Raw genomic sequence first — 9,645 nt, 5'->3', positions numbered from 1 at the left:
AACGGTGTGTAGGTTGTCGCGCATTACGCGTCGGCGATCCTACAAGACACACCGACCTTGCTTTTCAGTCCGGAGTGATGCGCATACGGCGCGATAACCGACACACCGTTTGCCACCTGGGCGGCCTGGGCCGAACTGGTAAGGCACGCTGAGACGCGGGAGTTTGAAGCGGGTGATGCGCTCTTAAAGAGCGCTGGCAGCGGGCATCAAGACGAGTGATGCCGTGGGAAGGATAGGACCGGCTGGGGGCCCGCAGGCAACTACAAGAACTGGTGGTGTTCAGCGGCTTTCTTTTGCCTACTTTTCTTTGCCGCGGCAAAGAAAAGTAGGTGCTGCCCCGCACAGGGGCGACGCGTGAGGTACCAATACCAAATCGCGGATGCCAGCACAGACCCAAACCAAAACCAAAACCAAAAACCAAAATAAAAGAAGCCCCGGCCGGACGTGATCAGCGCGGCACGGGGCTTGACAAAAGCTCGCCTGTTCTCAAGAGGCAACCCCACGTTACGCGTGTCAAAAAAACAGAGCAACGAAAAAAAACCCCAGCCGCCAGGTGCGGCGACCGGGGAAAGCTCTCTCGCGCGCGAAGGGAACCACCGCGCACATGAGTCACTGTAGCGGCAAGCGCGCCGGGGATTAAGCGGCAGCACGGAAACACTCCTTTCCAGCGCGCACAAACCAGTCAGACGAGCACCGGGCAAACACTCCCTCCCTTCACTTCGCCCGCGGCCTCGGCGGATGCGCACGCGCCGCGCACGCCGCGCACACACCATGCAACGCCAGCGTCTTGCCGATAAACCGCAAGCCAAACTTCTTCGCAATCGCGACGCGCCGGCGGTTGATCGTCGGGTCCGAAAACTCTTCGATACGCCCGCACACGACGCACACCAGATGATCGTGCACCTCGCCCGTGTTCAGCTCGTAAAGACTGTGATGCTTGCCAAGCGATACGTTCGCCACAAAGCCGGCCTCGACCAGCTGATTGAGCACGCGATAGGTCGTCGACAGATTCATCCGGTCGCCGCTCGCGGCAATGCGCCGATGAATCTCTTCCGCGCTGAAATGGCCATGCTCGGTGCGCTGCAGATAATCGAGCACGGCAACCTGCGCCGCCGTGCCTAACAGGCCGGCCCGCTTGAGCGCATCGAGCGCAGGAATGGGAGAGGATGACGGGTGCGGCATGCGCGACCGTGCTGTATCGAATCGAAGGAACCGTCTTCAGCCTATGACATCGGCCCGCACTTTACCGGAACCTAGTTGATTGCGATTCGCATTCGATAACGCGTGCCGCACGCACACGCGACAGCATGAAGCTTCAACGCGAGCGGCGTTGTGATGCAGTCTCGGCGCGCTGCTCGAGCGCCTGCAACGCGCTTTGCGCGCCCCACGATCCGCGCCGGTTGCGCACGATCTCGGCGCCCTGCCACGCCGCCAGCGCGATACAGCCGAACAGCACTTCGCGCATACGCTTGACGAGCGCCAGCGACAACGCCGTCTGCTCATCGACGCCGAACATCCTCGCGAGCAGCACGACGACGGCTTCCTGCACGCCCAGCCCCGACGGCACGAAAAACGCCGCATGCCGCGCCGCCTGCGTGAGCGCTTCGACGGCTATCGCGCCGCCGATGGAAACGGGATGCCCAAGCATCCACAGCGCCAGCTACACCTCCGACGCGCCCAGCAGATAACCCGAAAACTGCCACGCGAAGGCCCGCAACAGCAAACCCGGCCGACGCAGCAGCGCGTCGATAGCAGCATCGAGCTGCGCGCCGCCGAGACGCTCGATGCCCCACTGCGCGCTCATGGGGAGCCGCGCCGACCAGCGTTCGATGGCACGAAACAGGCCGCCGCGCCGGAGCAGCACGAACACCACCACCGGCAACGGCAGCGACAGCAGCAACGCCACGCCGACCGTCGCGAGCAGATCGTCGTGGCCTGTCTGCGCGACGATCATCACGAGACCGAGCGCCGCGAACACATACTGGACGGCCATCGTCCCCAGCACTTCGACGATCACCGACGCGCCGACCACACTGGACTCGTCGACCTTCCAGCGCGCGAGCCGCACGCCGACGATCTCCCCACCGATGCTCGCCACAGGCAGCAGACGGCTCACCGCCTCGCGCACCGTCGCGACCCACCACAAATAGACCAGCGACGCGCGCCCGCCGAGCAGCAGCCGCCACGCCTGCGCATCGAGCAGCAGCGGCAGCGCATGCAGCGGCACCAGCCACAGCAGCGCGACGCCCGCTGAACGGATCGCGCGCAGCACGTCGCTCATGCCGCTGTGCAACGCGAGCGCGATCAGCACCGCGATGCCAGCGGGCAAGCCGAGCCACTTGAGCCATCCGAGCCACTTCGTCATAGATAGGACCGCTGTCCGAACACATCGGCGAAACCGCCCGTGATCGCGCCGCTCGCCGCAATTGCCGATGCAACGCGCGCCGACAGCAGCGCATCGAGTTCGTCGCTGTGCCGGTACGTTTTCATGGTGGGCGTGATCGCGCCCTCGCCCGCCACCGCGGGATGGCAGTAGATTTCGCCCACGCCTTCCGGCAGCCGCGCAAGCGCGGCGAGCAGCGTGGCTTCATCCAGGTGTCCCGTCTGCGACATGCCGATCACGTAGTCGTTGTGTGCCCCACCCGCATTATCCAGTTGCCTGCGCACGCGCGCCATCCACGGCCTGCTCCACGCCGGCGCGCCCGGTTCGTAAGGCAGGCGCATCGCCTTCAGCCCGTATTCGCTGCCGACTTCGATGATCAGCGCGAGCACGGTGGGATGCAGATGAAAGTGCTTGTGCGTGTTCACATGATCGAGCGTGAGCCCCGTGCGCGCGAACGCCTGGAACTGCGCGCGGATCTCCGCCTTCAACTGGCGCCGCACTTCCGGCACCAGGAAAAAACGGAAGCCGTCGCGCACCATGCGGTCGCCCAGGCGCCCATGCCGGTTCACGAGCGCAGGCACCAGATGCGTGGCGAGCATCGGCACGCCGTCCGCGAGCACGATATGCAGGCCGACGCGCAAGCCCGGATGCCGGTGCGCGCGGCGCACTGCGTCGGCCGTCGCGGGCGCCGACACCATCAGGCTTGCCGAGGTCAGCACGCCCTCCAGATGCGCGCGTTCGACCGCCTCGTTGATGCGCACATGCAGGCCGAAATCGTCGGCGGTCACGATCAGTGCGCGCCGCGGTGTCTGCCTCACAGGTTGTAAAACGCGTCGCGTCATGCCTCGTGCGCCCGCAGGAAGCGGAAAAATTCGACTCCTTCGCGCAGACGCCGCTTCATCATGTCCCAGCTCAGCAGCATTTCGCGCACGACTTCCCAGATCTTCGACGGCCGGAAATAGAACTGCCGGTAGAACTGTTCGAGGTGGTGATAGATCTCTTCGCGCGACAGATGCGGATAGCCGATCGCCGCCAGCTGCACGCCTTCCTTGCTCACCAGATTGATCACCTTGTTCTCTTCCAGCCAGCCGTTTTCGACAGCCTGCTTGTAGAGCGTGGTGCCGGGATACGGCGCCGCCAGCGACACCTGAATGGTGTGCGGATTGATGTCCTTCGCGTACTCGATGGACTTCTGGATCGTCTCTTTCGTTTCGCCCGGCAGGCCCAGAATGAAGGTGCCGTGAATCTTGATGCCGAGCTTGCGGCAGTCTTCCGAAAAGCGCCGTGCGATGTCGGTGCGCAGACCCTTCTTGATGTTCAGCAGGATCTGGTCGTCGCCCGATTCGTAGCCGACCAGCAGCAGGCGCAGGCCGTTTTCCTTCATGATCTTGAGCGTCGCATACGGCACGTTCGCCTTCGCGTTGCAGGACCACGTGACACCCAGCTTGCCGAGACCGCGCGCAATCTCCTCGACGCGCGGCTTGAAGTCCGTGAAGGTGTCGTCGTCGAACATGATCTCCTTGACTTCGGGCATGTTGTCGCGAATCCACTTCACTTCTTCGAGCACGTTCTCGACGGAGCGTGTGCGATAGCGATGCCCGCCCACCGTTTGCGGCCACAGGCAGAACGTGCAGCGCGAACGGCAGCCGCGGCCCGTGTAGATCGACACATACGGATGCTTCAGATAGCCGATGAAATAGTTGTCGATCTTCAGATCGCGCTTGTAAACAGGGGCGACGAACGGCAGTTCATCCATGTCTTCGAGAATCGGACGCGCTTCGTTGTGCTCGATCGAACCGTCGGCTGCGCGATAGCTCAAGCCCTTGATCTGCGCGAACGGCAAGCCCTCGGCGATTTCCTTGCAGGTGAAATCGAATTCCTCGCGGCAGACGAAATCGATGGCGTCGCTCGCCGTCAGCGAGTTATGCGGATCGACGGCCACTTTCGCGCCGACCATGCCGATCATCACGCGCGGCGCCCGCGCCTTCAGTTGCTCGGCGAACATCGCATCGGTCGGAAACGACGGCGTGCTGGTGTGGATCACGACGACTTCATAGCCCTGCGCAATCTCCAGCGAGGCCTCGACGGACAGGCCATCGGCGGGCGCATCGAGCACGCGGCTGCCGGGCACGAGGGCAGCCGGCTGCGCGAGCCACGTCGGATACCAGAACGAGCGGATCTCACGCTTGGCCTGATAACGCGAACCTGCGCCGCCATCGAAGCCGTCGTACGACGGCGCCTGCAAAAACAAGGTCTTTTTCATGTTCTCTGTCCATCTAGTGTGATTGAGCCGGGCGCGAGGCTTTCGCCGCACGTTCAGCGACCATCGGATACTTCGAATACGTTGGCCGGCTCGGGCTGGAACACCGTCGCCGGACTGACTGTTTCTTCGACGGGCCCGCGCACGCCGCGCCACACCACCGTCGAACCGAACGATCCCGCCAGCCATTGCGCAAGCAGCAGCGCATCGCGCACGGGACTCAGCGCAAGGTCTCGCGAGAACGCGCCCTGCGCGCCGCTCATCAGCGCATGCAGGATCACCCGCGCAGCGATGCCCGGCACGGCCGCGGCGCCGAGCACGATCGACGCAGCGGAATGCACGCCCGCACGATGCATCGCCAGCGCGAGCCACGCGCCGCAGAGAATCCACGGCAGCGTAAAAGTGATGAACAGAAACGCAAACCCCAGCCGGTTCACCGAGCGGATCGTGCGCAGCCAGCGCGTTTCGCGATCCCACAGCGCGGCGAGCGTGGATTCCGTCACATCCGTCTCGACCACCACGGACGACAACACCGTGCGCAACCCCGTTTCGCGCACATGGCCGGCCAGCCAGTAGTCGTCGGCGAGCGTGTTGCGCAGCCGCTCGAAGCCGCCGATGCGCTCCAGCGTCGCACGACGCAGCGCCAGCGTCGCGCCGAAGCCGAAGCGTGTCGAGCCGAACGCATGCGCGATGCGCGCCGACGGCACGAACCACTCGTTGATGAACTGCGCGCCCACGCGCGACCAGAACCCGGCGATGCCCACTGCACGATAAAGACAGGTCACGACACCCGTGCGTGGATCGTCGAGCGGCACGCACACGCGCTCCAGATAATCGGCCGGCACGGCGATGTCGCTGTCCGCGAGCACGAATACGTCATGGTGCGCCCACTGCGCGAGATTGATCAGGTTGCTGACTTTCAGGTTCGTGCCATGCACGTGCGAATCGACGACGAGCGAAATCCGGCAGTGCGGATACGCATCCTGCAAGCGTTCGACCACGGCAACGGCAGCATCGTCCGCACGCGAGACACCGAACACGATCTCGAAGCACGGATGCGTCTGTTCGCAGAAGGTGGCCAGGTTCTCGAGCAGCCTCGGTTCGGCGCCGCACAGCGGCTTGAGCACACTGACGGGCATCGGCATGCCGCTCGCCACGGTGCGCCGCTCATGCGCGGCGACGCGCGACATCGACACGAGCGAAGCCGCTAAGGCGACGACGGCATACAGCGCCGCACCGACTGCCAGTACGAGCGGCAAACCGTAGATCTGCAGCATGGCTTCCTGCATGGTGTCGATTGCTCCTGCTGAAAAAATGCATGCTGGCCACCGTGTCGAACGGATGCAGCCACCCTGACCCGCCAGGCCGTCACCATCCCACCGCGCGAAGGGGAACGTAAGGCACACCCGTTAAATGCAGATGAAGAATCACGAGGCCGCGCGCAGGACAGATGGCGGACACACACACGGCATCGCGCCGTGGTCCGATGAAATGCGCGTGATGTCGCCGCAACGCCGCGCGAAACGCGACATGAGCCGCGCGGCGCGTAATCAGAACGGCTGCCAGCAGCAAGGCGAATGTCAGCAGACGAAACGACGCCGTCTCGAACAGCGTCTGGGGAAACTTGCAGATGAAAAGCAGGCTGATGACGCAGACGTCGATAACGGTCGCCGCAACCGACGCCGTCACGAGATGCGCGCGGATCATCCGGACAGTGGTGTGCTTCATGATGGAACCAGCCCTACATGGCGCGCACCGGTTCGCTGTGCCTACATCGACAATGTGAAGCTCGCGTGACGGTGCGACGGATTCGAGCATGTCCGGCTTCTGGACACGACGCACCGATGGTACTGAGCGAAATCTGAAGGGAATATTAAGCGCGCGAATTCGATGCGCGTTTCAGATGGCTTGCGTCACATTGCTTGCGGCTTACGGCAGCATCCGTTGCAACACGTCGTCCTTCAGTACGAGACGATGAAACAACGCAGCGCCCACATGCAGCACGATCAATGCAAGCAGCACCCACGCGAGCACGCTGTGCACGTCGCCGAGTGCGTGGCCCGTCGGCGATCCTGTCTGCGTCAGATCAGGATAGCGAATCATGCCGAACAGCTTCACCGCCCAGCCGCGCGACGAAGCATTCGCCCAGCCCGCCAGCGGCACGGCAACGAGCAACAGATAGAGCAACCCATGCGTCACGCCTGATAGAACGCTGAGCGCGCGCGACAGCGCGGCGGGCTGCGGCGTATGCGTCGCGCGCCACACGATGCGGCACGCCACCGCCGCGACGATCGCCGCGCCCACGCCGAGATGCCACGCGATCAAACCGTTGGGCAAGGTGTCGCGATGCACGTCGGGCATGGTCCAGCCGAGCACGAACTGCACAGCGACAAGCAGTGCGACCAGCCAGTGAAGCAGGCGTGCAATGCCGTGATAGGCGGGGCGTTGGGCAACGGCGTTCAGATTCATTGTCTTTCTCGTTCGAAGTGGGCATGAAGATGCATGACAACCGCTGTGATGACCGACGCGCCGCAACACGCCGCCTGCGTCACGCGGCGATGCTAACGGGACGAACCTGAAGAAATGCTTAACGCCTGGAAACGCTGGCGACTACACGTATACAGACGTTATCCGCGCTAGACTCGCAATCGATAAGACATACCCGCGACATACCCGGACCCCACACCGGCGACTTCCGGACAACGACATCATGCGTATTCTTCTCGTTGAAGATGACGATCTGATTGGCAGCGGACTCGAAGTCGCGCTGCGCAACGCGGGCTTCACCGTCGACTGGGCGCGCGACGGCCAGCACGCCGAACTCGCGCTGGCCACGACGCCCTATCTGCTGGTGATCCTCGATCTCGGTCTGCCGAAGCTCTCCGGTATGGAGTTGCTGAAATCGCTGCGCACGCGCGGCAACGCGATTCCCGTGCTCGTGCTGACGGCGAAGGACACGGCCGCCGACAAGGTGCGCGGCCTCGATGCAGGCGCCGACGACTACCTCGGCAAGCCGTTCGATCTGCCCGAACTGATCTCGCGCTGCCGCGCGCTGATCCGCCGCTCGCAGGGCCGCGGCAGCGAACTGATCGCGTGGCGCGATCTGAGCGTCGATCCCGTCGCGCAGACCATCTCGAAGGACGGCGTGCGCGTGGCACTCACCGCGCGCGAATGGGCCGTGCTGATCCATCTGCTCACGCATGCAGGCGTGCCGCAGCCGCGCGCGCGGATCGAAGAAAGCCTGTACGGCTGGCATGAAGAAGTAGAAAGCAATGCGATCGAAGTGCACGTGTCGAATCTGCGCAAGAAACTGGGCGGCGAAGTGATCCGCACGGTGCGCGGGTTCGGCTATATCGTGGACAAGACATGACGCGGCAGCGCGCGACGTCGATCCGCCGGCGCCTGATGTGGCTGATTCTCGTCAGCGTCGGCGCGGTGTGGGCTGCGATGATCGTCTGGAGCTTCAGCAACGTCACGCATGAAATCGGCGAGTGGGACGATGCGCGCCTGATCCAGCTCGCGCATCTGCTGGTGCAGATCGATCCCTCGAGTCTCGAACGGCTTGCAGCGACAGGCATCGACGTGCGCAATGAATATTCGCGCGCGTCGCGTACCGTCAACGACGATTCCGATGCGATACCCCGCTACGCCCTGTTCGAAGTGCGCGACGCGGCGGGCGAACTGATCGTCGCCAGCCCCGGCATGGCCGCGCTCAACCGGCCGTTCAGCGTGAGCGAAACCGCGCAAGGCGTGCATGCGCTCAGCATCGGCGGGCAGCGCTGGCTCGCCTATGCGTTGCGCGACAGCACGACGGGCCGCACCGTGCGCGTGCTGGAACCCGCCAACGTGCGCAGCGATCTGTCGACAGGCGTGGCGAGCCGCATTGGCCGACCGATTGCGCTCGCCCTGCCCGTGCTCGCGCTGCTGGTCTGGTTCAGCGTGGGGCACAGCTTCAGGCCGCTATCGGCGATCTCGAAGGCGGTGCGCATGCGCGACAGCCGCATCCTCGAACCGATTCATGTGAATCCGTCGCCCGCCGAAGTGCGCCCACTCGTCGATGCCATCACCCAGTTGCTCGCGCGGCTGCAGCAGTCCATCCTGCGCGAGCGCGCCTTCACCGCCGACGCCGCGCATGAACTGAAAACGCCGCTCGCCGCGATCAAGGTACAGGCCCAGGTGGCGCTCGCCGCGCACGACGGCGCGCAGCAACAGCAGGCGATGCGGCGCGTGGTGCAAGGTGTCGATCGCAGCGCGCATCTTGCCGAGCAACTGTTGCTGCTGGCGCGGCTCGATGAGCGCGGCACGCTGACCACGTCACAGATGGGACTGTACGACGTTGCAGCCGAAGCCATCGCGTTTCGCGCCACGCACGCCGAAGAGAAATCGATCACCGTGCTGCTGTCAGGCGACCGGGACGCCCGCATCGACGCCGACCGCGCACTGGCGCGCACGCTGGTCGACAATCTGCTCGACAACGCGATCAAGTACGGCGAAACGGGTGGGCGCGTGCATATCAGCGTGCTGGCCGATACGCAGACCGTCACGCTGACCGTCTCCGACAACGGCCCCGGCGTCACCGACGAAGAGCGCCGGCGCTTAACCGACCGCTTTTTCCGCGGCGCGTCGGCATCGGCGAGCGGCAACGGCAGCGGCCTCGGGCTGTCGATCGTCGCGCGCATCGCCGCGCATTTCAATGCGCAGGTGCATATCGGCTCGGGGATCGGGCGACGCGGGCTGGCCGTGCAGATCGCGTTTCCGCGTGCATCAGAAGAAGACGCTGTGCAGGCGTGATGCGTCTGTGCCGGATGCTCGCGCTGTCGGTGCTTTTCCAACATCCTCGCCGATCATGACGGCTGCGTGACAACGCTACGCCGTGCGCGTATCGCGCCTGACGCACGCCGAAGGCCGTCAGGCATGCAGCCTTCTCACGACACCAGCGTTGGCATGAGATTCGCACTGTCTCGCACAAGCGGCCGCTTATTTGATCCCACAACCGTTCCGC

At 64.2% G+C, this 9,645-nt stretch carries 8 protein-coding genes and 1 pseudogene; 2 read left to right on the top strand and 7 right to left on the bottom strand.

The window, feature by feature from the left end; genetic code table 11:
- Nucleotides 1–714: 714 nt before the first annotated feature.
- The 7 genes and pseudogenes from DK391_RS35650 to DK391_RS35620 all read right to left on the bottom strand — a co-directional run bounded on the left by DK391_RS35650 (nt 715) and on the right by DK391_RS35620 (nt 7,112).
- Complete coding sequence (locus DK391_RS35650) at nt 715–1,182, bottom strand: Fur family transcriptional regulator (protein WP_109482701.1); 468 nt, start codon at nt 1,180–1,182, stop codon at nt 715–717.
- 71 nt (nt 1,183–1,253) lie between these two features.
- Nucleotides 1,254–2,365, bottom strand: a pseudogene (locus tag DK391_RS35645) (lysylphosphatidylglycerol synthase domain-containing protein).
- Nucleotides 2,362–3,225 (bottom strand): hopanoid biosynthesis-associated protein HpnK, encoded by an 864-nt coding sequence (hpnK, locus tag DK391_RS35640; RefSeq protein ID WP_109482700.1) that lies wholly within the window; start codon nt 3,223–3,225, stop codon nt 2,362–2,364. Before hpnK ends, DK391_RS35645 begins: the two are co-directional and overlap by 4 nt.
- Nucleotides 3,222–4,646, bottom strand: coding sequence for a hopanoid biosynthesis associated radical SAM protein HpnJ (hpnJ, locus tag DK391_RS35635; RefSeq protein WP_109482699.1), 1,425 nt, complete (start codon nt 4,644–4,646; stop codon nt 3,222–3,224). The genes hpnK and hpnJ overlap by 4 nt, the downstream gene beginning before the upstream one ends.
- A gap of 53 nt (nt 4,647–4,699) precedes the next feature.
- Entirely contained in the window at nt 4,700–5,932 is a 1,233-nt protein-coding gene (gene hpnI, locus DK391_RS35630; RefSeq protein ID WP_109482698.1) for a bacteriohopanetetrol glucosamine biosynthesis glycosyltransferase HpnI, read from the bottom strand.
- A gap of 79 nt (nt 5,933–6,011) precedes the next feature.
- The gene (locus DK391_RS35625) at nt 6,012–6,371 is read right to left on the bottom strand and encodes a hypothetical protein (protein ID WP_109482697.1); all 360 of its coding nucleotides are present in this window, start codon (nt 6,369–6,371) and stop codon (nt 6,012–6,014) included.
- 201 nt (nt 6,372–6,572) lie between these two features.
- Complete coding sequence (locus DK391_RS35620; RefSeq protein ID WP_109482696.1) at nt 6,573–7,112, bottom strand: cytochrome b; 540 nt, start codon at nt 7,110–7,112, stop codon at nt 6,573–6,575.
- A 241-nt stretch (nt 7,113–7,353) separates the two neighbouring features.
- Here DK391_RS35620 and DK391_RS35615 point away from each other — a divergent pair, with 241 nt between their 5' ends.
- Together DK391_RS35615 and DK391_RS35610 are read left to right on the top strand one after the other, a co-directional pair.
- Nucleotides 7,354–8,013, top strand: a complete 660-nt coding sequence (locus tag DK391_RS35615) for a response regulator (RefSeq protein WP_109482695.1) — start codon at nt 7,354–7,356, stop codon at nt 8,011–8,013.
- The gene (locus DK391_RS35610) at nt 8,010–9,434 is read left to right on the top strand and encodes an ATP-binding protein (protein ID WP_109482694.1); all 1,425 of its coding nucleotides are present in this window, start codon (nt 8,010–8,012) and stop codon (nt 9,432–9,434) included. Before DK391_RS35615 ends, DK391_RS35610 begins: the two co-directional genes overlap by 4 nt.
- Nucleotides 9,435–9,645 lie beyond the last annotated feature (211 nt).

The organism is Paraburkholderia sp. C35 (assembly GCF_003121405.1).
Taxonomy (GTDB): Bacteria; Pseudomonadota; Gammaproteobacteria; order Burkholderiales; family Burkholderiaceae; genus Paraburkholderia.
The sequence above is the reverse complement of the archived record's forward strand: the minus strand, read 5'-3'. Positions and strand labels throughout refer to the sequence as shown.

Bases quoted from the DNA above. Each gene is read 5' to 3' on its own strand.
- hpnI (WP_109482698.1), bottom strand. From the start codon at position 5,932: ATGCAGGAAGCCATGCTGCAGATCTACGGTTTGCCGCTCGTACTGGCA.
- DK391_RS35620 (WP_109482696.1), bottom strand. From the start codon at position 7,112: ATGAATCTGAACGCCGTTGCCCAACGCCCCGCCTATCACGGCATTGCA.
- hpnK (WP_109482700.1), bottom strand. From the start codon at position 3,225: ATGACGCGACGCGTTTTACAACCTGTGAGGCAGACACCGCGGCGCGCA.
- DK391_RS35610 (WP_109482694.1), top strand. From the start codon at position 8,010: ATGACGCGGCAGCGCGCGACGTCGATCCGCCGGCGCCTGATGTGGCTG.
- DK391_RS35615 (WP_109482695.1), top strand. From the start codon at position 7,354: ATGCGTATTCTTCTCGTTGAAGATGACGATCTGATTGGCAGCGGACTC.
- hpnJ (WP_109482699.1), bottom strand. From the start codon at position 4,646: ATGAAAAAGACCTTGTTTTTGCAGGCGCCGTCGTACGACGGCTTCGAT.
- DK391_RS35625 (WP_109482697.1), bottom strand. From the start codon at position 6,371: ATGAAGCACACCACTGTCCGGATGATCCGCGCGCATCTCGTGACGGCG.
- DK391_RS35650 (WP_109482701.1), bottom strand. From the start codon at position 1,182: ATGCCGCACCCGTCATCCTCTCCCATTCCTGCGCTCGATGCGCTCAAG.